This window comes from Lactiplantibacillus sp. B652, from assembly GCF_023806745.1.
In the GTDB taxonomy this organism is placed as follows: Bacteria; Bacillota; Bacilli; order Lactobacillales; family Lactobacillaceae; genus Lactiplantibacillus; species Lactiplantibacillus pentosus.
Genome location: NZ_JAMSKY010000003.1, coordinates 297,545 through 322,854 on the forward strand (window position 1 = coordinate 297,545; position 25,310 = coordinate 322,854).

The 25,310-nt window shown below is 47.0% G+C and carries 20 protein-coding genes and 1 riboswitch; of the genes, 18 read left to right on the plus strand and 2 right to left on the minus strand.

Going from position 1 to position 25,310, the window contains the following annotated elements:
• Window positions 1-32 precede the first annotated feature (32 nt).
• Both pepT and clpB read left to right on the plus strand, forming a co-directional pair.
• Window positions 33-1,271, plus strand: a complete 1,239-nt coding sequence (pepT, locus tag MZO40_RS06175) for a peptidase T (RefSeq protein ID WP_088771225.1) — start codon at window positions 33-35, stop codon at window positions 1,269-1,271.
• A gap of 117 nt (window positions 1,272-1,388) precedes the next feature.
• Window positions 1,389-3,992, plus strand: coding sequence for an ATP-dependent chaperone ClpB (gene clpB / locus MZO40_RS06180; RefSeq protein ID WP_105961979.1), 2,604 nt, complete (start codon window positions 1,389-1,391; stop codon window positions 3,990-3,992).
• Between the two features lie 198 nt (window positions 3,993-4,190).
• On the opposite strand, the gene MZO40_RS06185 is transcribed toward clpB, so the two are convergent.
• Complete coding sequence (locus MZO40_RS06185; RefSeq protein WP_088771227.1) at window positions 4,191-4,391, minus strand: YjzD family protein; 201 nt, start codon at window positions 4,389-4,391, stop codon at window positions 4,191-4,193.
• Between the two features lie 355 nt (window positions 4,392-4,746).
• The gene (gene tnpA / locus MZO40_RS06190; RefSeq protein WP_105961980.1) at window positions 4,747-5,187 is read right to left on the minus strand and encodes an IS200/IS605 family transposase; all 441 of its coding nucleotides are present in this window, start codon (window positions 5,185-5,187) and stop codon (window positions 4,747-4,749) included.
• 97 nt (window positions 5,188-5,284) lie between these two features.
• Between tnpA and MZO40_RS06195 the strand changes: the two genes are divergently transcribed.
• The 16 genes from MZO40_RS06195 to cmk all read left to right on the plus strand — a co-directional run bounded on the left by MZO40_RS06195 (window position 5,285) and on the right by cmk (window position 25,224).
• The gene (locus tag MZO40_RS06195; RefSeq protein ID WP_105961981.1) at window positions 5,285-6,553 is read left to right on the plus strand and encodes an RNA-guided endonuclease TnpB family protein; all 1,269 of its coding nucleotides are present in this window, start codon (window positions 5,285-5,287) and stop codon (window positions 6,551-6,553) included.
• Between the two features lie 391 nt (window positions 6,554-6,944).
• Window positions 6,945-10,295 carry a DNA polymerase III subunit alpha gene (gene dnaE, locus MZO40_RS06200; RefSeq protein WP_105961982.1) on the plus strand — a complete coding sequence of 1,117 codons (3,351 nt, stop codon included), beginning with the start codon at window positions 6,945-6,947 and terminating at the stop codon, window positions 10,293-10,295.
• Between the two features lie 113 nt (window positions 10,296-10,408).
• The gene (gene pfkA, locus MZO40_RS06205; RefSeq protein WP_021336630.1) at window positions 10,409-11,371 is read left to right on the plus strand and encodes a 6-phosphofructokinase; all 963 of its coding nucleotides are present in this window, start codon (window positions 10,409-10,411) and stop codon (window positions 11,369-11,371) included.
• 85 nt (window positions 11,372-11,456) lie between these two features.
• On the plus strand, window positions 11,457-13,217 hold the full coding sequence (pyk, locus tag MZO40_RS06210) for a pyruvate kinase (RefSeq protein ID WP_050338583.1): 1,761 nt from the start codon (window positions 11,457-11,459) through the stop codon (window positions 13,215-13,217).
• 1,201 nt (window positions 13,218-14,418) lie between these two features.
• Window positions 14,419-14,877, plus strand: coding sequence for a DUF441 domain-containing protein (locus MZO40_RS06215; protein WP_021336629.1), 459 nt, complete (start codon window positions 14,419-14,421; stop codon window positions 14,875-14,877).
• A 51-nt stretch (window positions 14,878-14,928) separates the two neighbouring features.
• A complete protein-coding gene (locus MZO40_RS06220) occupies window positions 14,929-15,816 on the plus strand; it encodes a S1 RNA-binding domain-containing protein (protein ID WP_105920065.1) in 888 nt (295 codons plus the stop codon).
• A 7-nt stretch (window positions 15,817-15,823) separates the two neighbouring features.
• Complete coding sequence (xerD, locus tag MZO40_RS06225) at window positions 15,824-16,714, plus strand: site-specific tyrosine recombinase XerD (RefSeq protein WP_050338849.1); 891 nt, start codon at window positions 15,824-15,826, stop codon at window positions 16,712-16,714.
• Between the two features lie 41 nt (window positions 16,715-16,755).
• Window positions 16,756-17,136 carry a hypothetical protein gene (locus tag MZO40_RS06230; protein WP_003638856.1) on the plus strand — a complete coding sequence of 127 codons (381 nt, stop codon included), beginning with the start codon at window positions 16,756-16,758 and terminating at the stop codon, window positions 17,134-17,136.
• Complete coding sequence (locus MZO40_RS06235) at window positions 17,105-17,869, plus strand: ScpA family protein (protein ID WP_050338585.1); 765 nt, start codon at window positions 17,105-17,107, stop codon at window positions 17,867-17,869. The genes MZO40_RS06230 and MZO40_RS06235 overlap by 32 nt, the downstream gene beginning before the upstream one ends.
• The gene (gene scpB, locus MZO40_RS06240; RefSeq protein ID WP_003638854.1) at window positions 17,856-18,455 is read left to right on the plus strand and encodes an SMC-Scp complex subunit ScpB; all 600 of its coding nucleotides are present in this window, start codon (window positions 17,856-17,858) and stop codon (window positions 18,453-18,455) included. The genes MZO40_RS06235 and scpB overlap by 14 nt, the downstream gene beginning before the upstream one ends.
• Window positions 18,455-19,171, plus strand: a complete 717-nt coding sequence (locus MZO40_RS06245; RefSeq protein ID WP_252133167.1) for a pseudouridine synthase — start codon at window positions 18,455-18,457, stop codon at window positions 19,169-19,171. The genes scpB and MZO40_RS06245 overlap by 1 nt, the downstream gene beginning before the upstream one ends.
• 54 nt (window positions 19,172-19,225) lie before the next feature.
• A riboswitch (FMN riboswitch) is annotated at window positions 19,226-19,347 on the plus strand.
• Window positions 19,348-19,470: 123 nt separating this feature from the next.
• The gene (locus MZO40_RS06250; RefSeq protein WP_003638852.1) at window positions 19,471-20,055 is read left to right on the plus strand and encodes a Gx transporter family protein; all 585 of its coding nucleotides are present in this window, start codon (window positions 19,471-19,473) and stop codon (window positions 20,053-20,055) included.
• A 1,282-nt stretch (window positions 20,056-21,337) separates the two neighbouring features.
• The gene (locus MZO40_RS06255) at window positions 21,338-22,381 is read left to right on the plus strand and encodes a helix-turn-helix domain-containing protein (RefSeq protein ID WP_105961983.1); all 1,044 of its coding nucleotides are present in this window, start codon (window positions 21,338-21,340) and stop codon (window positions 22,379-22,381) included.
• Window positions 22,368-23,807, plus strand: coding sequence for an ATP-dependent DNA helicase RecQ (locus MZO40_RS06260; RefSeq protein ID WP_088771233.1), 1,440 nt, complete (start codon window positions 22,368-22,370; stop codon window positions 23,805-23,807). Before MZO40_RS06255 ends, MZO40_RS06260 begins: the two co-directional genes overlap by 14 nt.
• Before the next feature lie 61 nt (window positions 23,808-23,868).
• Window positions 23,869-24,501, plus strand: coding sequence for a LysM domain-containing protein (locus tag MZO40_RS06265; protein ID WP_050338589.1), 633 nt, complete (start codon window positions 23,869-23,871; stop codon window positions 24,499-24,501).
• Window positions 24,502-24,537: 36 nt separating this feature from the next.
• Entirely contained in the window at window positions 24,538-25,224 is a 687-nt protein-coding gene (gene cmk / locus MZO40_RS06270; RefSeq protein ID WP_050338590.1) for a (d)CMP kinase, read from the plus strand.
• The last annotated feature ends 86 nt before the right edge of the window (window positions 25,225-25,310 follow it).

The following is a 25,310-nucleotide window of genomic DNA, read 5'->3' on the forward strand; positions in this document are numbered from 1 at the left end:
AATTGGTTTAAAAATAGAAAGGAAGTCATCATATGTCAAAATATCCAAACTTAATTTCAGATTTCTTAACCTTCGTTAAAATCAATAGTCGTTCCGATGAAGCATCCACGACGGTGCCATCATCACCGCGTGAAACCGCGTTCTTAAAACAATTGATGACCAAGCTGACCGACCTCGGCTTGAGCGATGTTGAACAGGACAAGCAAAGCGCTTATGTCTTCGCCACGATTCCCGCCAATACCGACAAACCTGTCAAGACATTAGGTTTTATTTCACACATCGATACGGCTGATTTCAACGCTGAAAACGTCAATCCACAAATCGTTGAGGATTATGACGGTGAATCAGTTATCAAGCTTGGCAACGGTGACTACGTGTTAGATCCCGCTGTTTTTCCTAACTTGAAAAACTACGCTGGTCACACGTTGATCACTACTGATGGTACGACTTTATTGGGTGCCGATGATAAGTCGGGGGTTGCTGAAATCATCAGTGCCGCTGAATACTTATTAGCCCATCCAGAGATCAAGCACGGTAAGATTCGGCTTGGTTTCGGTCCAGATGAAGAGATTGGGACAGGGGCCGACCATTTCAACGTGCCTGCATTTGGCGCGGACTATGCCTACACCGTGGATGGTGGTCCACTAGGTGAATTGGAATACGAAACGTTCAACGCGGCCCAGGCAACGGTCACGATTACTGGGGTCAATGTGCATCCCGGTGAAGCGAAGGATAAGATGGTCAATGCGCTTCAATTAGCCGTTGATTTCCAATCCGCACTGCCAGCCCACGATGTTCCTGAACATACGGAAGGACGCGAAGGTTTCTTCTTCCTATTGAGTCTGGAAGGCACAGTCGATAGTGCTAAGATGACCTATATTATTCGGGACCATGACCGTGACAAATTCGAAGCACGCAAACGGCTCTTTACGGCGGTTGCCGATCGGTTGAACTTGGCTGACGGGGTCGCACGGGTCAAGGTGGACATGAAGGACCAGTATTACAACATGCGTGAAGTGATCGAAAAGGACATGCGGGTCGTTGAGCTGGCCAAACAAGCGATGCTCAAATTAGATATCAAACCTGAGATTTACCCGGTCCGTGGTGGGACGGATGGTTCCAAGATTTCCTTCATGGGCTTGCCAACGCCGAACTTGTTTGCCGGTGGTGAGAACATGCACGGGCGTTTCGAGTACGTTTCAGAACAAGTGATGGAACGCGCCGTGGACGTTGTTTTACAAATTATTCAAGACAATTACGAGCAGGACTAATTTCTTGACCTTATTTGACCTTTTCGGTTATACTTTAATAGTCAATAAAGGTCAAACAAACATTGGCAGCTATGACGGCTGCCTTTTTGCTACCGTTTTTGAGGAGGTCTTTGAATTATGAATCCAGAACAATTTACAGAAAGCTTACAACAAGCCTTACAAGAGGCGCAACATATCGCACAAACCCGGCGACACCAAGAGATTGGCGTGCCCCATTTATTTAAATTTTTGACGCAACCAGGTGAACTCGTTCGCCAAATCTTCAGTGAAGCTGGCGCCGATTTGGACCAGTTACAACAAGAATTGGACCGTGAATTAGATGATATCGCGGTCGTTAGTGGCGGCAACGTCCAGTATGGCAGCACCATGAGCAGTAGTTTGGCAACGCTGATGCAGACGGCTGATGCCAAACGCAAATCTTTAGGTGACGACTACCTGGCAACCGACACGTTGGCACTCGCCTTAATGGATCAAACGGGTGATCAGCTGACCAAATACTTGACCAGTCAAGGGATTACTGCGGGTCAAGTTAAAAATGCGGTCGACCGGATTCGCGGCGGTCAACGGGTGACGTCCCGCAACCAAGAAGACCAATATCAGGCCTTAGAAAAGTACGGGGTCGATTTGGTCAAACAAGCCCGGCAAGGTAACCAGGACCCCGTCATTGGCCGGGACGAAGAAATCTTGGACGTGATTCGAATCTTATCACGTAAGACCAAGAACAATCCGGTCTTAATTGGGGAACCAGGTGTTGGGAAGACGGCCATCGTTGAAGGGCTGGCCCAACGAATCGTTCGCGGTGACGTTCCCGAAAATTTGAAAGATAAAACGTTATTCTCGCTAGATATGGGTTCCCTGATTGCGGGCGCCAAGTACCGTGGTGAATTTGAAGAGCGGTTGAAGGCGGTCTTGAAGGAAATCAAGAAGAGTGATGGCCAAATCATCATGTTCATTGATGAAATTCATAACATCGTGGGCGCGGGCAAGACGGAAGGCAGTATGGACGCCGGCAACTTGCTCAAGCCAATGCTCGCACGGGGCGAACTCCATTTGATTGGGGCCACGACCTTAGATGAATATCGTCAGTACATGGAAAAGGATAAGGCACTCGAACGGCGGTTCCAAAAAGTGCTCGTTGCGGAACCAAGCGTCGACGATACCATCAGTATTTTACGGGGCTTGAAGGAACGTTTTGAAATTCACCACGGCGTTCGTATTCACGATAATGCCTTAGTGGCGGCGGCTAAGTTATCCGACCGTTATATCACTGACCGGTATTTGCCAGATAAAGCCTTGGACTTGGTCGATGAAGCATCCGCCGAAATTCGGGTCGAAATGAACTCGAATCCGACTGAACTGGACCAAGTTAACCGCCAATTGATGCGGCTAGAAGTCGAAGAAGCGGCGCTCAAAAAAGAGACCGATGACGCGTCTGTCAAACGGTTAGGTGACGTTCAAAAAGAACTGGCCAGTGCCAAAGAAAAGCAACGCGCCTTATCAGAACGGTGGGACAGTGAAAAGAAGAGCCTGCAAGCATTGAGCGATAAGAAGTCCGCGCTTGATAAGGCTAAACATGAGCTAGAAACAGCCGAAAGTAATTATGATCTGGAAAAGGCGGCCAAACTGCAGCACGGTACGATTCCAGAATTAGAACAAGAATTAAAGTCAATGGAAGCCAATGACCATCATGAAGATTGGTTGGTTGAAGAATCGGTCACCCCGGACCAGATCGCCAACGTGGTTTCGCGGATGACTGGCATTCCGGTAGCCAAGTTAGTCGCAGGCGAGCGGGAAAAGTTGCTGCATTTGGCAGACCACTTACACGAACGGGTCGTCGGCCAAGATGCGGCCGTTGACGCGGTATCCGATGCCGTCTTGCGGTCACGGGCCGGCTTACAAGATCCCAATCGGCCACTCGGTTCATTTATGTTCCTCGGACCAACTGGGGTCGGTAAGACTGAATTAGCCAAGGCTTTGGCTGAAAACTTATTTGATGCCGATGACCACATGGTTCGAATCGACATGAGTGAATACATGGAGAAAGAATCCGTTTCACGGCTCGTCGGGGCAGCCCCTGGTTATGTCGGCTACGAAGAAGGTGGCCAATTAACTGAAGCGGTTCGCCGTAATCCGTATTCGATCGTCTTATTCGACGAAATTGAAAAGGCCCACCCAGACGTCTTCAATATCTTACTGCAAGTGCTTGACGATGGCCGGTTGACGGATGGCCAGGGTCGGACAGTCGACTTTAAGAATACGATTCTGATCATGACTTCCAACTTGGGGTCCGAATTGTTGTTAGCGGGCGTCGACGACCAAGGTCATTTGTCAGACGAAACCCATTCACAAGTCATGCAGTTGGTTCAAAGTCGCTTCAAGCCTGAATTCTTGAATCGAATCGATGATATTATCATGTTTACGCCGTTACAATTAGACGCAATCGAAGAAATCGTCGTTAAGCTGATCGACCGCTTGTCAGCTCGGTTGCAAGACCGGGAAATCACTCTGAAGATTTCCGATGAAGCTAAGAAGTGGATTGCTGAGCAGGGTTATGAACCTGCGTATGGTGCACGGCCGTTGCGGCGCTTTATCACGAATCACGTCGAAACGCCATTGGCCAAGGAAATTATCGCCGGTCGGGTGGCACCAAAATCAACTGTTGCCATCAATTTGTTGGATGACCACTTGGTATTTGAAAATCAGGCAACGCAACCGGCATAAGTCGGTTCAATAGGCGTCTGCTTGACCTGTATTGCATCTGATTATTGTGCAAATGGCCAATCGGGCGACTGCGCGCAACTCGCTTTTAACAATCAACTTGAAACAAAGCAAATAGGACGGAAAACCAAAATTTGGTTTTCCGTCCTATTTGTATACGACACGGATTATTGATCATCCAAGCCGCTTGTGAATTTTTGATTACTTATTTTCTGAACCTTTAGCGGGTTGGGAATGATTAGTAATGTAGGTGATGCTGTTGACAACGATTAACGCAAAGACTGCGGCAACGATGCCAATTTCACCAGGATTATAGGATAATTGTTCCAAGGCGCCACCAATATAACCGATGACTTCACCGAAGAGCACGCTCCAAAAAATAATCGTTAGTTGTCTCATCATTTTCCGACACCTCCCAATGAGAATTATTTTAACACACCGGCGGGAAAAAGCAATTGGACGTTAACGGGTTTAGCGGGGGAAATTAGGTTGGGTCGGTATTTGCTGAATAATGATACCCTCAAATGTTTGATTTAGGCCAGGTCGCACTTGTTATTGTGACTGGTTCGTTGAGGTGAAAAAACACGAATGCAGCCATCAGGACATACTGTAATCACGCACGACAGTTAGCCTTATCTTAATTACGGCGGACATGTGTGTTTGCAGCTGATAGTGCTTCTGACGCAAAAGTTATGGTTTTAACAGAAAACAGGTCAGAAATCTCCTGATTTTAATCAGGCAGATGAATGCCCAATGTTTAACGCTGTGAAGCGTTTTTTCTTTGATTATTGATGTATGATTCTATTATTTCTTTACTTATATTCCCAAGTGTACTCATGTAGTAGTTGTTTGACCAAAGGTGGCCATCCCCAAATTTCTGTTTTTTGATTTCCGGGTGCTTATCGAAAAACATTCGGGCAGAGGCACCTTTGAATGCTTTGACAACATTCGTTGGTGCATATTTTGGCTTAAAACTAATAAGCATATGAACATGATCGGGCATTACCTCCATTTGTTCGATGGTAACTTCATTAAGTTTGGCGATTCGTTGTAGAATTGCTGTCATATCTGAAACAAGTTGAGGCGTTGTGAATGCCTTGTTTCGATATTTTGTGACCCATATTAGGTGAAAATGAAAATTATAAACGTAGTTCCGTTCATAGATAGTGCCGTCTAAGTGGCTTTTGTTTTTACTCATGTGAATCCTCCTTATCATTGATATGAAGACTGTTTAAATGATTGTTAAAGTCTTATATGTTATAATCATAACACTAAATTAAGGAGGTGAAAACTTCATGAGTAAAACGATGGCGAAACTGCCCTATCATTACGGTGTTAAGGTCAGAGTATTTCCATCCACTGAACAAAAACGGCTAATTAAGCACAATAGCGATGCTTGTCGCTTTATCTATAACGAAATGAATGGTATGAACCGTGAACTCTTTATGCTAAAGCAAGTGAAATTACCGATTGCTATCGTGCAGACACGCATTGAAACACTGGAACAGCGGCTCAAAAGGCCATCAACCGGTATTTCGAATATTCACGGTTGGCTTAATGATCCTGATTTGGATAGCTTAATGAAAGCTAATGCTATTCAGAATTATCGCGCTGCTTGGAATTTATTTCGCAAAGTTCATCAATCTGGTGTCCCAGTATTTCATAAGCGCAAAACAGAACAAAAGTACCAGACATCATGCATGTACGCTAGCAAATTAAATGTTGCCAATATGGTTAATGGCAGTGTCCGGTTGATTGACAAACGCCATTTGCAATTACCTAAATTAGGAACTATGCGTTTCAAGGGTATTCCGGATAAGATATTTGCCCGTCGTCATGATACGCGCATTGGCACCACGACAATTTCAATGGATGCGACGGGGCGCTACTACGTCTCTATGCAATTGGCCTCTGAACAAACTTTTGTTGAAATAGACCATATTAAACAATCACCGGTTGGTATCGATCTCAATACCGATAACTTTCTGACTGATTCTAATGGCAACGTTGTTTCCAATCCGCGGTACTATCGTTCTATTAAGGGCAAACTAGCTAAAGCCCAACGCAAGTTGTCTCGTCGTGCCTTGCGAGCTAAGAAGGAACAGCGGCCGTTACGAAATGCTAAGAATTATCAGAAACAACGTGTATTGGTGGCTACCCTCCAGCGAAAAGTTGCTAATCGTCGCAATAACTTTCTGCACCTTGTCTCAACAACACTGATCAAGAACCACGATCTGGTTGTTGCCGAAGAATTACGCAGTAAGAATATGTTACGGAACCATGCGTTAGCAATGAGTATTGCTCATGTTGGTTGGCGGACGCTGTTAGGCATGCTAAGTTATAAAGCTAAATTGTATAGTCGTCAGTTTGTTACAATTAACCCTCGGAATACCACGCAAACCTGTCATGAATGTGGTTTTGTGATGGGGAATGCTGGGACCAAGAAGCTCACGCTTAATGACCGTGACTGGACATGTCCTAAATGCGGTGTACATCACATTCGTGATTGGAATGCAGCTAACAATATCCTCGATAAAGGATTAGAAAAGCTCGCAACAATATAGCTACTAATAGTCCGTCTGGCAACCTGCGGACTCTAAAGGCTTTGGTAATTAGTGTGTTAGACGAACCATCTTTGATGGGGAGCAGTACTGTATCTAAGCAAATTGTGGTCGTTGCCCCGTTAGGGACGATTCTCACAAGCTTCCGACTTTAGTCGGGAGTGGTTGACATCCTTTGACTGCCGCTTAGAACAACTGTTTGGTATAATGTTAATTGACCAACGATCAGGTAGGCTAAGACCGACAAGTACGGTGTTAGTCGGGAGTGGTTGACTAACCGCGTAATATTGATGCGTGCGAAACGCGTCAGTCAGCTGATATGCTTAACCTGAATCGTTTATTTAACCCACATGATTTTATTTAATCAAAATTAAGAAGGGAGTGGCGCAGCAAAATGGCACAATATATTCCGTTGCAAGTCCTGAGCACGTTCAGTTTATTGCAAAGTACCAGTACCATCTCCGAATTAGTGCAGACCGCTAAGCAACAGGGCTATCCAGCACTAGCGTTGACCGATATCGACGTGATGTACGGAATCGTTGACTTTTACAACGCTTGTCGACAGGCGGAAATTACCCCCATCTTGGGCATTACCTTAAATCTAACCGGCCTACAATTGACCGACCAGCCGTTTAGCTTGGTGGTTCTAGCTAAGGACCAGGCTGGCTATCAGAACTTGATACAACTCTCGACCATGAAACAGACGGCCACCACGGAGACCCTCCCGTTGACGGCAGTTTTGCCTTATTTACACCACTTAATGGTCTTAACGCCGGCTAAGAACAGCGAAATTGCAACGCTCCTGTTTCAAAATGCGGCACAGCAGGCGGCTGATTGGGTGACGACGGTGCGCGAACAAGTTGATGCGGGTAGTCTCTATTTAGGCGTGTCTTTAGATCAGGCGCCAGTTTTACGGACAACGATGACTGAATTTGCCCAGCAGCAAAACTTGCCGATTGTTGCGTTGGACCCCGTCAATTACGTAAAAACAACTGATTATTTTGCAGTGACAGTGCTCCAAGCGATTGACCGTGGCCAACAGATTGAAAAGCCGGAGACCTTGCAGGGGCTTGACGGTAAGGATTACCTTCGACCAGGCGCAAGAGTCGTAGCCGACTATGAACGATTGGGCTTAACGGCCGCCGTGGAAGCCACCAGTCAGATTGCGGCGCAGTGTCAGGTTGAATTACAGTTTCAGGCCCCTCAATTACCGACGTTTCCAACGCCAGATGGGCAAGCAGCCAATGTTTATTTGCGTGAATTATGTACGGCAGGATTACAGCAACGGTTAGCGGCGATGACAGCCGACGTGGACAGGCAAGTGTATCAAGAGCGCCTAGAACGAGAACTGAAAGTCATTGATCAGATGGGGTTTGATGACTACTTTCTGATCGTGTGGGACGTCATGAATTATGCCCATGAGGCCGATATTACCACAGGTCCTGGGCGGGGTTCGGCGGCAGGGTCGTTAGTGGCCTATGTTTTGAAGATCACGGATGTCGATCCCTTGCAATATGACCTGTTATTTGAACGTTTTTTGAATGCCAAACGTGCTAACATGCCCGACATTGACTTGGATATTCCGGACAATCGTCGTGAACAAGTATTGGAATACGTGCATCAGAAATACGGGCACGACCGGGTCGCACAAATTATTACGTTCGGAACGTTAGCGGCCAAACAAGCCTTGCGTGATGTCGGTCGGGTCTTCGGACTGTCGACCTTTGAAATGAGCGATTGGAGCGCGGCGATTCCGAACCAGTTGCACATCACGTTGCAGCAAGCCTACCAGGGCTCTCAGCGGTTACAAAATCTAGTGGCTGATTCCAGCAAAAATCGCTTGCTCTTTGAAACGGCGCGGCGAATCGAAGGACTCCCACGGCATTACTCGACCCATGCGGCCGGCGTCGTGCTGAGTCAAAAGCCACTAATTGAGATCGTACCGTTACAGGCCGGTGGTGAGACCATGATGATGACTCAGTATACTAAGGATACGGTTGAAGCAGTCGGCCTGTTAAAAATGGATTTCTTGGGATTACGGAATTTGTCATTAATGGCGAGTGCGCTACATTATGTGCAACGTCAGACTGGCCAACCGTTCGCAATCACCAAGATTGACCTGAACGACCCCGCGACGCTCAAACTATTTCAAGCGGGCGATACAACCGGCGTGTTCCAATTTGAATCGGCGGGAATCCGCAACGTTCTGCGGCGGTTGCATCCGGATAACTTCGAGTTAGTGGCGGCGGTCAATGCGTTGTACCGTCCGGGGCCGATGGAAAACATTGACCGGTTTATCGCTCGCAAGCAGGGGCAAGAGCCGGTCACATATCCAGCTGAGCAGCTGGCACCCATTCTAGGGCCGACTTATGGCATTTTAGTCTACCAAGAACAAGTCATGCAAGTTGCCGCCGTGATGGGGGGCTTTAGCTTAGGCGAAGCCGATTTATTGCGGCGTGCAATGAGTAAGAAAAAACGGGCGGTCATCGATAAGATGCGAGAACAGTTTATTGCTGGAGCGACGCAGAATGGCTATTCAACCGACGTGGCCGTTCAGGTCTATCAGTATATTGAACAATTTGCAAATTACGGATTTAACCGGTCTCACGCGGTTGCCTATAGTAAAATGGCGTTCGAATTGGCCTACCTGAAAGTCCATTATCCAGGCGCCTTCTTTACGTCCTTGATGAACTCAGTCTTGGGTAACGGTACTAAGCTGAAACAGTATCTGGCCGAGGCTCGCCAACACCAAGTGGGCATTGTGCCACCCGATATTAACCGCAGTGGTCAGTATTTTGATTGGAACGGGCAAGCCATCGTCTTTGGGTTGAGTTCAATTAAAGGCCTGCGTCGTGACTTTATTGCGAGCGTGCTGGATGAGCGTAAAGCCAACGGGCCGTTCAAAAATCTACAACAGTTCATGCAGCGGATCGATGACAAGTGGCTTAAAACCGATTTAATGAACGCCTTGATCTATGCTGGTGCTTTTGACCGGTTCGGCCTTAATCGTGCGGAATTACTGACGAGTGTGCCCGAACTGATGTCGAGTGCCGAATTGGCCGGTGATAGCATGAGCTTATTTGAATCATTAGCACCAAAAATCAAAAAGCAACCTGAATTGCCGTTACGTGAGCGCTTGGAGAAGGAAGCGGCGACCCTGGGCGTCTACGTTTCTGGCCATCCAGTTGAAGCTTACGACTGGCTCGCACGTCAGCGTCATACTCAATTAGTCAGCACGCTCACAAATGAACAACCGGCACAAATATTGGTCTATATTACCAAGGTGCGGACGATTCGAACTAAGCGTGGTCAACCGATGGCGTTTGCTACTGGCAGTGACTTGTCAGGCGAAATCAATTTAACGATTTTTCCGAATACTTTTCAACGCATCCAAGCGGAATTGCAGCCAGAAGCGATTGCTTTGATTGGTGGTAAGGTGGAGCAACAGCGCGACCTGCAGGTGATCGTCAACACTTGGCAATTAGCGGACCAGGTACCAAAACCAGCTGGGCAACTCTTTTTACGGTTGCAACCAGACCAGGCGGATGCCGGGACTCAGAAAGAAATTTTAAAAATCTTAAGTCAATTTCATGGACCTAATCCGGTTTTGATCTATTCCGCAGCTGCCCACCGAACAGTTGAACTAAATTCACAGTATTGGGTGGCTGAAAATCCAGATTTGGTTGCAGCGCTTACAACGTTATTAGGTCGCGATAATGTCGTCATGAAGAACGCTATCCCTTGATACGACAGCGTTTTTTAACGAATTTAATTTGCGAAAATAACAGACAATCCACATGAAAAGTGTTAGAATCACTTATGGAGTTACGAACTCAATTTATTGCCTGAGGTGAAAAAATGAAACGCATTGGTATTTTAACCAGTGGCGGCGACGCTCCTGGTATGAATGCGGCCGTTCGTGCAGTTGCTGGTAAAGCAATGGCAGAAGGGTTGGAAGCATACGGCATCAATTACGGCTTTGCTGGATTAGTTGCCGGTGACATTCACAAAATAGAAGCAGCCGACTTAGATGGTGTCATTCAACGCGGCGGAACCTTGTTATACTCCGCACGTTACCCAGAATTTGCCCATGAAGAAGGCCAATTAAAGGGGATCGAACAATTAAAGCGGTTTGGTATTGATGCTTTAGTTGTTATCGGTGGCGACGGTTCTTATCACGGTGCCTTGCGCCTGACAGAACATGGCTACAATACGATTGGTCTTCCAGGGACTATCGATAACGATATTCCTTACACGGACTTCACGATTGGTTTTGACACGGCTGTCAATACGAACGTGCAAGCTCTTGACCGGATTTATGATACGGCGCACAGTCATGACCGGACTTTCGTTGTGGAAGTTATGGGCCGTGGCGCTGGTGACGTTGCCTTATGGTCTGGTGTTTCAATTGGCGCGACTGCAATTGTCGTTCCAGAAGTTGACTGGAGCATGGAAGCCATCGCCAACAAGATCAAGCACAACCGGGCCAATGGTCATCGGAGCAACTTGATCGTGTTAGCTGAAGGCGTTATGGGTGCCCAGGAATTTGTTGAGAAGTTATCTGAATATGGTGACTTCGATGCTCGTGGCAACACCATTGCGCATATGCAACGTGGTGGTAACCCAACTGCTAAAGACCGTGTGATGGCCAGCAAGATGGGTGCGTACGCTGTGGAACTCTTACTTGCCGGTAAGGGTGGCTTAGCGGTTGGGATTCAAAACAACCAATTAGTTAACCACAACATCTTAGATTTATTTGAATCTAAGCACGACGTTGAAGTGTCATTAGATAAGCTGAATGAAGAAATCTCATTCAAGTAATTCTGCGACATTTGTTCTTATTTTAATTTGATAAAAATGACGTTAATGTCTTTTTATAAAAACTTTCAAGGGAGAGATTTTTCTTATGAAAAAAACCAAGATTGTTTCAACACTTGGTCCTGCCAGCACCGATACTGACACTATTGTTAAATTGATCGAAGCCGGCGCAAATATTTTCCGTTTCAACTTTTCACATGGTGACCACGAAGAACATTTGGATCGCTTAAACAAAGTTCACGAAGCAGAAAAGATTACGGGTAAGACCGTTGGTATCATGCTTGATACTAAGGGTGCTGAAATTCGGACGACCGTTCAAGCTAACGGAAAATCTGAATACAAGATCGGTGACAAGGTTCGTATCAGCATGGACGAATCATTAGATACGACCCATGATAAGATTGCCGTTACTTACAAGAACCTCTATGATGATGTTCATGTAGGTGGCCATGTCCTCTTTGATGATGGTTTATTAGACATGAAGATCGACGAAAAGGACGAAGCTAACCGCGAATTGGTTACAACTGTTCAAAACGCCGGTGTCTTAGGCTCACGTAAGGGTGTTAACGCTCCTGGCGTTTCAATCAACTTACCTGGGATTACTGAAAAGGACTCAAGCGATATTCGCTTTGGTTTGGATCACGAAATCAACTACATTGCTGCTTCATTCGTACGTAAGCCACAAGATGTCTTAGACATCCGTGAATTACTTGAAGAAAAGCACATGGAACACGTTCAAATCTTCCCTAAGATCGAATCACAAGAAGGTATCGACAACGCCGATGAAATTCTTAAGGTTTGTGATGGGTTGATGGTTGCTCGTGGTGACATGGGTGTTGAAATTCCTGCTGAAAATGTGCCATTGGTACAAAAGAGTTTAATCAAGAAGTGCAATGCTTTAGGTATGCCTGTTATCACGGCTACTCAAATGTTAGACTCAATGCAAGAAAACCCACGTCCTACTCGTGCCGAAGCTTCTGACGTTGCCAACGCTGTCTTTGACGGTACTGACGCAACGATGCTTTCTGGTGAAAGTGCTAACGGTCTTTACCCTGTTGAATCAGTTGCCATGATGGCTAAGATCGACGAAAAGGCTGAAAACACTTTGGCTGAAAACGGCTCATTACAATTAAACCGTTTCGACAAGACTAGTGTTACGGAAACAATCGGTATTGCGATTGCCCGTGCTGCTAAGAACTTGAACATCAAGACGATTGTTGCTGCGACTGAATCTGGCTACACTGCTAAGATGATTTCGAAGTACCGTCCAAATGCTGATATCTTAGCAATCACTTTTGATGAACGGACTCAACGTGGCTTAATGGTTAACTGGGGTGTTCAACCAATCGTGGCTGACAAACCAGAAACCACTGATGACATGTTTGATTTAGCTGCTTCTAAGGCCGTTGAACTTGGCTTTGCCAAGGAAGGTGACTTAATCTTGATCACTGCCGGTGTTCCAGTTGGCGAACGCGGGACGACTAACATCATGAAGATCCAATTAATTGGTTCTAAGTTAGCTGATGGTCAAGGTGTCGGTGACGAAACGGTTATCGGTAAAGCCGTAATCGCAACGTCTGCTCAAGAAGCTATCGACAAGGCTGTTGAAGGCGGCGTCTTAGTTACTAAGACGACTGACAAAGACTACTTACCAGCAATCGAAAAGTCAAGTGCTTTAGTTGTTGAAAATGGTGGTTTAACTTCACACGCTGCCGTTGTTGGTATCTCAATGGGGATTCCAGTTATCGTTGGTGTTAAGGATGCAACGTCAGTTATCTCCGATGGTCAATTGATCACCGTTGACTCACGTCGTGGCCTTGTTTACCGCGGTGCTTCCAACGCGCTTTAAGATCAAATTTAATTTGATACTGAAAAGTCGTCGCAATGCGACGGCTTTTTATATACATAAGGGACGCATTAGGCTAGTTAATTTGTCAGGAATTATGATTAAATCATGCCGGTTAGTTCGGATTACTGTTCGTCAGCATTGTTCGTCCCAATCCGACTTCCGGGGCCGGCTGACAATTGCTGGAGCGTAGCCGACATCGATTTGAACTCACGCAGAAACCCGCTGCGTAATTTCAAATACGAGTCTTATTCTAAGCCGGAAGAAGGCCACTTCCAACTAAGAATAATTTGGCTACTGAGCATTGTCAGCCAGCCCCTCCAGTCGGGAAGCCGCTCGAATGGCAGATGAACAGCCACCTATCTGGGTACAATTGACTACTGAATATTGGTAACTGGTCCTTCAGGCAAACTTTTAATTTGGAACCGTTGATGCTTGAGGGGATTTGAGTGCTGAGAAAATCACTCAAACAGCGTTCACTATTTTCAATGCCACCAATTTCAGCGGACACGGATCTTGAGTTTAGTCGTTAAAATGATTTTCGTTAGAATTCCAGATTTTACTATCTCAGTCGCCTAGAGAAAATTCTGACAAATTTAATGAAGCTACTCGTCAGAAGCCTTAAAGCATGGATAAAAGATATAGCGATTGTTTGAAACCAGTCTGACAGTTAATACCAAAATGACCGTGCGACAAGGAACCAACGACTAATACAACAAAAAGTTGAGTCCGCAAATGTCCGCCTTTCGAACAGCATCCAGGCTGGAAGGTATTCTGGGCAAGACCCAGTGGTGAAATTTCACTTAGCAAGCGTCTTTTGCTTGGTTAGTGAAAGACCAGTATTTAAGACGTGGGTTGTCGGCTTAAATCTGTGTCCACCACGTTACGGCCATTGCACAGAATGCCTGGAAGCCGGTGTAGGACGACGCCACGACTGCAAGTTTACGCTAACTCGCACTGTTTCCAGCGGTTCCCAGCTGGCCGACTTTGAACTTAGAAAACAGCATGATTCAATCATAATTCATGGCAAAATTAACGAGCAGAACGCGTAGAAGCTGATTCATGTCTTCCATAGGATGAACTTGAAGCGTCGGCTAAAATCGGCGAGAGCCCACAGATTAAGCGTAAATTTAGGCTGTCAACGCTAACAACACTCGTAATTCAACCCATTTTCAGTTACAATTAATAACACGTGAGGTGTCGTATGGAAAGCTGGTTATTTTTACTCGCAATCTTAGTGGTCGCATGGTTTGGTAAGAATCAATCCTTGCAGATTGCCACTGTGGTTGTGCTACTGATTAAGTTGATCCCTAATACGAACAAAATATTGACGACCATTGGCCAAAAAGGCATCAATTGGGGTGTGACGGTGATTACGGTTGCCATCCTGATCCCAATTGCGACCGGGCAGATTGGATTTCGTGATTTATGGCACGCCTTCAAGTCACCAGTCGGTTGGATTGCCGTGGCTTGTGGGGTCTTGGTCTCGGTGTTGTCATTTCATGGTGTTGGACTGTTGTCAGCTACTCCAGAAATTACCGTGGCCTTGGTCTTTGGGACCATCATGGGTGTCGTATTACTTAAAGGGGTCGCCGCTGGCCCGATTATCGCTGCCGGCATCACTTATTGTATTATTCAAGTCTTACATTTAAGCTTACAGTAAAATCAAGAAGACGGGCGGCGACACATGTCAGTCGCTCAGAGGAGTTATCACATGGAGAGTATTATTGGAACGGTCGTTACTGCGAAGGTAACGGATGAAAATGACGACGCGTATTTCGTGCAGGTCGAGGGCCAAACGTTGATGGTCGACAAGACTGAACCCGAGAAGCCATTGCATATCGGTGGGTTGTATGAAGGCTTTGTTTACGAAAATGAGGACCATCACCTGCAAATGACCCGGCTGGTCCCAGAGATTTCGTTTGACCACTTTGTCTGGGGGACGGTCGTACGGACACGCCATGATTTAGGCGTGTTTGTTGATGTTGGCTTGCCTAATAAGGACCTAGTTGTCTCACTAGATGAATTACCAACCATCAGTCGGTTATGGCCCAAAAAAGATGACCGACTATACGTTAAGTTAGCTCGGGACAATAAACAACGCTTATGGGCAACTTTAGCTGAATTAACGGACTTTGAAGCGATTTCAAAGCCGTATGACCGGGCACAAATGAAGAACACGGATACGATGGCGACGGTCTTTCGCTTGAAGATGGCTGGGACCTCGGTCATTACCGATGACAATCATCTCGGATTCATTCATCCTTCTGAACGTGAGCAGGAGCCACGAATGGGGCAGCACGTCAAGGTCCGGGTCATTGGTTTCTTACGCGATGGTGAGTTGAATCTATCTTTGAAGCCCCGTGGCTACGAAGAAATTGGTGACGATGCCCAAATGTTGCTGGCTGCATTGCAACATCAAGCGGATCACACGCTACCATTTTGGGATAAGAGTGACCCGAACGACATTCGCAATTATTTTGGTATCAGCAAGTCGCAATTTAAACGGGCCGTCGGGAATTTACTGAAGCAACGCTTGATTAGCCAACAACCAGGTGAAATCAAGTTGGTTGAAACATCGGATGAGCAAGCCGACGATTGATCAAAAAATGCAGGACCAGCTTGCTGATTACCTGCATTTTTTGCGTGTTGAGCGCGGGTTAGTCGAGAATACGATCAAGAGTTATTCGCAAGATTTGACTGCGTTCAACCAATACTTAGCGACTCAGAAAATGACGGACTACCGGGCGGTTGATCGGTACGTGCTCTTGAATTATTTGCAGTATTTAGATGAAGCGGGCAAGTCCCGTAATACGATCATTCACAGTGTTTCTAGTTTACGGAAGTTTTTTCAATATTTAGCCCAGATGCACGTCATCGACAGTGATCCGATGCTCAAAATCGATACCCCCAAACGGGCCCAACATTTGCCGCAAGTCTTATCACCACACGAGGTCGAACGACTGCTGGCAGTGCCTAAGCTGGATACGCCACTCGGACTGCGGGACCGGACCTTATTGGAAGTCATGTATGCGACCGGCTTACGGGTGAGCGAGACGATCAGTTTGACGATGGACGACTTGCACCTAGACTTGGGCTTGATCCAAACGATTGGTAAGGGTGACAAGGAACGGATCATTCCGATTGGTGACGTTGCCATCGACTTTATCGACCGGTATTTGAAGACCGCTCGACCGAAGCTGGCCTCACCGAAACGTCGTAACTCATATTTGTTTATTAACAATCACGGCGGTAAATTGAGCCGGCAGGGCGTCTGGAAGAATTTAAAAGCCGAAGTCAAAGCGGCCGGTATTGAGAAAAACGTGACGCCACATACATTGCGGCATTCATTTGCGACTCACATTTTGGAGAATGGGGCCGATTTACGAGTCGTGCAGGAATTGCTCGGGCATGCCGATATTTCGACGACTCAAATTTATACGCATATTACGAAAAAACGGCTGGCTGAAGTTTATAATAAGTATCATCCGCGGGCCTAGTGTCCCGTGCGTTAGTCAGACGAATAAAGGAGGAAGGAATCGTGCTGGTAAAATACCGTAAGGATTACGAGAAGGTCGCGATGGGCTTATTGTCGTTTATTCCTGACTTTAAAGACATCGCCCACTTGCAGACGGAAATGCAGTGGTACCAGTCCACTGATGACCACCAATTACTATTATGGCGGCAAGGCGACGGTGACTTCTGTGGCATCATGGGCATTGAAGTCGGCACTGATTTTATTTTATTGCACCACGACTCTTTGTCACCAGAAGAACGAACGGCGGCCAATCAATATCAGATGTTGGATGAATTGGCCGCATTGTACCCGGATCAGCGCGTGATGGGAACTTTAGAAATGGCACCAATTGTGGGTGCGTGGGAGCGTAATCGTGACAGACGAACAACAACCAATCACCATTAAGATTTCGGAATTTGAGGGACCGCTGGATTTATTATTGCATCTGATTCGGCAAAATAAGATGGATATTTATGATATCCCGATTGCGGCCATCACCCAACAATATTTAGATTATCTGCATTCCATGCGAGCGCTGAAACTCGATATTGCTGGTGATTATTTAGTGATGGCTGCGACCTTGATGACCATTAAAAGTCGCTTCCTGCTACCGCAACCGGAGCCAGAAGATGACGAGGATTTAGAAGATGACACTGACCCCCGTGATTCGTTGGTGGCTGAATTGTTGGCCTATAAGGTCTATCAAGAAGCTGCTGGGGAATTGCGGACCAAGGAACAGGAACGGCATCAACATTTCACACGCGAAGCCATGTTAGTGCCTGCTGATTTAAGTGCGCCTAAGTTGACCGCAGGCATCACGTTAGATGATTTGCAAGCCGCCTTTCGTCAATTAGTGGCAAAACGGCGTCGTGTGCGACCGCTCACCAAGACGGTCGTTGCCGAGACGGTTAACATCGATGAACGAATGGTGCAAATTACCACCCAGCTGCAGCAACAACCGCACGGCATGGATTTTGCAGACTTGTTTACAGTCAGTGCAAGTGATGAAATGTTAGTGACAACCTTTATGGCTGTGTTAGAATTAACCAAGCAGGATCAAGTGTCGCTCCAGCAAGCGGCACCGCTGACCCCGATCCATTTATATTTACGACAGGATGAACAGCATGACGAACATTGAACAGATTGAAGGATTATTATTTGTTGCTGGGGATGAGGGCATTACCGTGGCTGAAATCGAACACGCAACGGGGTTTGCCAAGCCTGCAATCACCACGATGCTAACGGAACTTGCGACTCGCTATGAGCAAGACGAGGATAGTGCGTTGATGATTTTATCGACGGAGAACACGTATCGGCTGGCGACTAAGGCCGCAGTTGCCCCAGTATTGAAACGGTATTTTGAAGCACCACTGACGACCAGTTTGTCACAGGCCTCGCTAGAAGTGCTTGCAATCATCGCGTACCGGCAACCGTTGACTCGAATCGAAATTGATGAGATTCGAGGCGTCCACAGTGGCTCGACGATTCAAAAACTGGTGCTTCGGCAACTCGTGACTGAGACGGGGCGGTTAAATGAACCTGGGCGACCGATTCTATATGGGACCACGGAACTGTTTTTGGATTACTTTGGCTTGAAATCACTCGACGATTTACCAGCCATCGATTTGGCGGCGCTGAGTGATGCTGAACATCCCGCTCCAGAAACCGATCTATTTTTGAATGCATTTCAGGATAAACTAAAAGGAAATCGTGAGGAAAACTAATGGCAGAACGATTACAAAAAGTGATGGCAGAAGCCGGCATTGCGTCGCGACGGAAGTCCGAAGTCTTGATTACTTCTGGTCACGTGAAAGTCAACGGCAAGACCGTGACAACGTTGGGCGTTAAGGTCGAACCACATGACCACGTCGAAGTTGACGGTGTGCCGTTGAACGCTGAAAAACTTGTGTATTACTTATTTTACAAGCCGCGGGGCGTCGTCACGACGGTTCACGACGAAAAGGGCCGTAAGACGGTCATGGACTTCTTTGAGGACGTGCTTGAACGGATCTATCCGGTGGGACGTTTGGACTATGACACTTCCGGCTTACTCATTATGACCAATGATGGTGCACTAGCTAATCGGCTGACCCATCCGAAATATGAGGTCAAAAAGACTTATTTGGCGAAGGTTGAAGGCGTCCCGACTAATGCCGACTTGAAGCAATTACGGCTCGGCGTCGAAATCGATGGTCGCAAGACTGCCCCTGCCAAGTCGAATTTGTTAGATAGTGATCACAAGAAAAATAACGCGTTGGTCCAGTTGACGATTCACGAAGGCCATAATCACCAAGTGAAGAAAATGCTGGCGGCAGTTGGTCATCCAGTGACGAAGCTGAAACGTGAACGGTATGGGGTTCTAGATTTGCAAAGTTTACAACCCGGCGAATATCGTAAATTGAAGCCGATCGAAATTAGTAAGTTAAAAGGTGAACGATAACGCTTGCATTTTTGAACGGAAGCCATTACAATGAACTTGTAAAAATAAATATTGGTTCATCTTCAGGGCAGGGTGTAATTCCCGACCGGCGGTAATAACCCGCGACCTATGCGTGTGCATAGTGATTTGGTGCAATTCCAAAGTCGACAGTAAAGTCTGGTATAAAGAAGATCGAGCTTATTTGCCAAGCGTTGCAAGTAAGTCCGCCCCGGATGACAGTTAGTGTGATCGGAGCGGATTTTTTTAGTTGAACAAATGGTAATGCGGTTCATTGAAGATGACCCATAGGAGGGTGCGTTATGCAACATACAACGTTACACCGACTAGTGGGCATAGCCTTACTCGGTGCCATTGCGTATATTTTAATGTTACTGGAGTTTCCGATTTTGCCGGTTGCGCCATGGATGAAGATTGATTTTTCGGATATTCCGATTTTGATTGGTCTATTTCTATTCGGCGTCGGCGGTGCGTTCATCATCACCATCATCAAGTTATTACTGCATTCAGCCATGGTTGGCTTTGCAGTTTATAACTTAATTGGTTCGTTGGCCAGCTTCTTAGGTACGGCTATTCTGATTTTAGCCTTTGCCGCTGTGCTGCGCTATTATCGCGGCAATCCAAAGTGGCGGATGCCACTGGCGATTTGCGTCGCGACGATCGGACTAACGGTCATTGAATCGTTAGCCAACTTGACGTTCGTACTGCCATTTTACTTACAAGTGATGGGTATGAAGCTAAGCATGTCGTTGAACACGATCGTCTTAGTGGCCGTTGTCCCATTCAACTTGATCAAAGGCTTATTGGTTGGCAACGTCTTCTGGTTAGTCTACAACCGTTTAGCAAAGTGGTTGGGAACGCATAATCAATTGACAAGTCGCGTTTAAAAAATAACACGTGAAAAACGTGAGCAGTCATCAATTGCGTAATTGCATGGTGACTGCTTTTTTTTGACCGCTGAGCGTGCTATTCTTAAAGCATTGCGTTTTTTCACTTGAGTTGGTATGGCGTTCAAGTCTATGTCGTGAAAGCTCCTGCGTTGTGCTAGCTGTTATTTAGCTTTAAAGATGATTAAATCGTGCCAATTGTTTGGCTTACTGTTCGTCTGCCGGTGCGCACCTTAGTCCGACTTCCGGGGCCGGCTGACAATTGCTGGAACGCAGCCGACATCGATTTGAACTCACGCAGAAGACCACTGCGCAATTTCAAATACGAGTCTTATTCTAAGCCGGAAGAAAATCACTTCCAGCTAAGAATAATTTGGCTACTGAGCATTGTCCGGCGGTCCGGCCAGTCGGGAAACCGTTCGAATGGCAGATGAACGACCACCTATCCTGGTGCAATTGACCACTAAATATTAGGTGGGTAGTTCTTCATGCAAAGGTTTGATTGGTATCATCATGACTTATGGCATTTAATTATTGAGAAAATCACAGGAATATTGTTCATTGTTCTCAATCCCACTAATTTCACCAGACACTAGTCTTGAAATTAGTCGATCAAATTGCCTTCATTCAGAATTCAAGACTTGGTTATTTCAGACGACTAGGGAAAATGCTGACAAGTTTAATAAGGCTGCTTGTCCGAAGCCATAAAGCATGGGCAAACAGTTTAGCTATCGTTAGAATCAGTCTCACAGTTGAATGTCACCATGAACGTGTAACAAAACCAGCGACAGATCCAAAAAAGGTTGAGTTTGCACATGTCTGCCTTTCGAATACCATCCCGGCTGGAAGGTATTCTGGGCAAGGCCCGGTGGTGAAATTTCACTTAGCAAGCGTTCTTGGCTTGGTTAGTGAAAGACCAGTATTTAAGACGTGGTTTTCGGCTTAAATCTGTGTCCACCACGTTCCGGCCATTGCCCAGAATGCCTGGAAGCCGGTGAAGGACGCATCTACCACATAAAGATTACGGTAACTCGCACTGTTTCCAGCGGGTCTCAGCTGGTAGCCTTTGAACTTAGAATCCGCACGATTTAATCATAATTCAGGACAAATTAACTAGCACAAGGTGTAATTGATACAGCGTGCAATCAACAATCTAGTGAATCCTTTGGGCTTGAAAGAATTTGTTGTGTTGTTGTAGCAAAGCAAGTTCAGTTCGAATCTACATAAAAGTCGCTGCATTTAGATACCCAACGATCAGTTAATTAAGAAAGGAGGTGCCACGGTGTTTACGGATTATGTGCTGCTCTTATTTGGGACGACGCCACGCCGCGCCAAAGGCATGTTCAATGTCTTACGCGGACGCCGCACAGTCTCGACGTTGTTTGCTGGTTTGACCGCGGGCTGTTTAGATTTGCTAGATAGCTGGCACGGGGTCCCCCTCGAAGATTTTATGGCGGCGACTGCGGTTCTGGAAGAGAACGGATTGCTGATTAGTCCGGAAGCGGGCAGTTGGCAGCTGACTGCGGCAGGGCAGGCGCGGTGGGTGGCCATTCAGGAACACCGCTACTTGCCACAAGCATTCAGCCGATTTCAGACGGTCGATGTGCGCCGTTTTCAGCAAGTCAGTCAGCTGGCGCTACAAGTGACTTCCGAGTTGGTCCATCATGAGCGCCGCTACTATCCGACCACGACGGACCCCAGCATTCAGGCGCAGGTCAAACGGTGGTTGCGACAACAGTCGACGACTGATTTGGGTGACCGTGTTCATGCGGCGTTGACCGCTTTTTTGACGAGTGTCCCGACCGATGAATTGGCGACGGTGTTTGTTGACAGCTTGACGGGCTATCAGGCACCAGGACGGACCAATGACCAGTTAGCCGCAATGCTGCATCGGCAGCCACTTGAGACTGGCTTGATGCGGACAGATGTGAGTTGTCAGTGGGTACGGTGGCTACAAGCCCATCCCGATGACCCGTTGTGGCCATTATTAGCGCCGCTCGTTCAGTCGAGCCCGGTCAGTAAAAGTGCCCAGCAAACCTATCAAGCGTTTACGCAGACACACGCCTTGACCAAAATTGCCACTGCTCGTAAGTTGAAATTGAGTACGGTCCGTGAACACTTGTTGGAAGTCGCTATTTGGTTGCCCAGTTTTCCGTTTACGACGGTGCTAGATGCTCAGGTCATTGAGACGTTAACACGTTGCTTTGCAGGTCAACCAGAAATTGCCAGTTGGTCGTTTCAAGATGCGCAGGCTGCGTTACCGGAATTGGATTTCTTTGAATTTCGGTTATTTCAAATTATGAGGTGTCACCATGTCGGAAGCTGAATTGTATCAACTGTTAAAAACTAAATATGGCTTCGATGAGTTTCGTCCGGGACAATTGGCGGTTATTCAGGATTTGCTGGCAGGTCAGGATGTCCTGGCTGTTTTACCGACTGGAACTGGGAAATCCTTGATTTATCAGTTGGTCGGTACGGTGGTGCCAGGCATCGTCGTGGTGGTGTCGCCCCTGATTTCACTGATGCAAGACCAAGTTGCCCGCTTAAATTACCAGGGTGAAAAGCAGGTGGCCGCCTTAACCTCACAGCTGGATTTCAGTGTGCGTCAACAGTTGTTAGCCAATTTGAACCAGGTGAAGTTTCTCTTTATTTCGCCGGAAATGTTGCAGCAGACCGTGATTCAAGAAGCCTTGGCGAAATTGACGATTGCGTTACTAGTGATTGATGAAGCCCACTGCATTTCAACTTGGGGTCCAGATTTCCGCCCGGATTATCGACGGCTGGGTCCAATTCGCCAACAGTTAGGCACACCGCGCACGCTGATGTTGACGGCGACTGCTACGCCGCAGGTTCGCCAAGATATTTTGACGCAGCTGAATGCGACTGATGCGCAACAAGTGTTGTATTCGGTCAATCGATCTAATATTTATCTGGCCGTGGAAGCGGTCAATGATGAGGCTGATAAACGCGCGACACTCCAACACCTCGTCACGAGTAGTCGGGGGCCAGCAATCGTGTATTTTACGTCCAAACGCCAAACGGATCTGATTGCCGAATGGTTGCGGACAACGACCGAACTGCGCGTGGCAGCTTACCATGCGGGGCTGGCGGCAGAGGATCGCTTTAAGATTCAGCAACAGTTTATGGCCGACCAGTTGGATGTCATTTGTGCGACATCCGCTTTTGGAATGGGGATCAATAAGGCCGATATTCGGTTGGTCATTCATTACCACTTACCGACCACCTTAGCGGATTATGTTCAAGAAATTGGGCGCGCTGGGCGGGATGGTCACCAGGCATTAGCCGTGATGCTGTATGCGCCTGGCGATGAAAACCTCGTTCGGAATTTAAACGAATTGACTGCTGCAACGCCTAACGAAGTCCAACAAGATTTTGCACGTCATCAGGCTGGCCAACCGGTCACTGATGATCGCAGTCGGGTGCTAGAGGCCTACTGGCAACAGGCGGTTTCGCCGGCCGAGGTCGCTGAAATTTTTGCGGCACGTCAGGCGGCCAAGGAACACGAGCTACGCGATTTGATGCGATATGTTCAAACGACGACTTGTCACCGTGCGGTCATGTTAGCTTATTTTGACGAAACTGAACCGCCACATACTGACCGTTGTTGCCAGTTAGCAGGTGAGCCGCTTCCGCTGGACGAACTAGGACTGACCGCGGTGAAACCCAGTATAAGTCCGACGGTTGTCACGTGGGAGCAGCGCTTAGCCCAATTGTTTTTACCAAATTCTTAAAGAAATCAATTCTGGGTTATGTTACAATATTGGTTGAAAGTTTTTTGAGGAGGAACACCCTATGAGTCAAAAAAATGATAATGATAAATCCCAAGCTGACAAGCCTTGGGACAAAACTTTTGAAGACGATCGGGATGACTCGGGCAATTTATCGCGAACTCAAAAACGAAAACAAGACAGTAGTAACTCGACTTTAACGACGGTATTAGTCGTTTTGATCCTGTTGCTCGCTTTGGCACCAATTGGCTACTTCTTGGTGAAAAAGAATTCGCTTAATAATCCGCAACAGACCGAACAAGTTGCTAGTTCGAGCTCGAAAAAGTCATCGGCCAGTGCTGCTGACAGTAAATCTTCAGTTGCTGCTAGCAAGAAAAAAGCGGCCGCATCGTCTAAAAAAGCCGCTGCTAAAAGCAGTAGTTTAGCTTTAGCTAGTTCGAAGGCGGCTAGTTCAAAAGCTGCCAGTGAGTCAGCCGCCAGCTCCGAATCATCGGCGAGTACTGACGAAAGTAGTGCTAGCAGCAGTAGTAGCTCCTCAGAATCATCTTCAGGCACTAAGTACGTTACGGTAGAGGCCGGTCAAGGGGTCTACCGGGTCGCGACGAATGCCGGAATTTCAGTGGATAAACTGTTAGAACTTAACGGGTTGTCATCTGACTCGACGCTTTCAGCGGGACAACGGCTACGTGTCCGTTAATACACGATTTTTTTGAGATTGTGAGGAGTTAGTTTAATGGCTAAGCAAGCACTACAAGTGGCCATCGACGGTCCAGCTTCAGCTGGTAAAAGCACCGTAGCCAAACTCGTTGCGAAGCGGTTTGGCTATATTTATGTCGATACTGGTGCCATGTATCGGGCGGTCACTTATTGGGCCATGCAACACGACGTGGATTTGACCGACGAGACTGCGGTCATCGCGGCGATGAAGACGCTCAAGATTAGTTTCAAACCTGGCGAACCGGACCAGCTGGTCTTTGCCAACCAGGAAGATATTACGTCAGCGATTCGGCAGCCAGACGTCACGAACAACGTGTCGACGATTGCCGCTTTGCCACAAGTTCGGACCATTTTGACCGACCAACAACGGGAAATGGCAACGGCCGGTGGTATCGTGATGGATGGTCGAGATATCGGGACGACCGTGTTACCGAATGCCGAAGTCAAAATCTTCTTGGTGGCTTCTGCCGCTGAGCGGGCCAAACGCCGGTACGCGGAAAACATCAAAAAGGGAATCGACACGCCCTTGGATCAGCTACAAGCTGAAATCGAATTGCGCGACCATAAAGATTCAACGCGTAAAGTGTCACCATTAACGCAAGCAGCGGATGCCACATTAGTTGATACGACCCCGATGTCGATTGACGAAGTGGTCGCTGCAATTGCTGAAATTATTACAAAAAAACAAAGTTCAACAATCTAATTGCATTAACTTAATGCTTTTAGCTAGCTTTTCATTGCATTTTCAGCTATGATATAGGTTAGAGTTATTGTTGACAGGAGGAAATT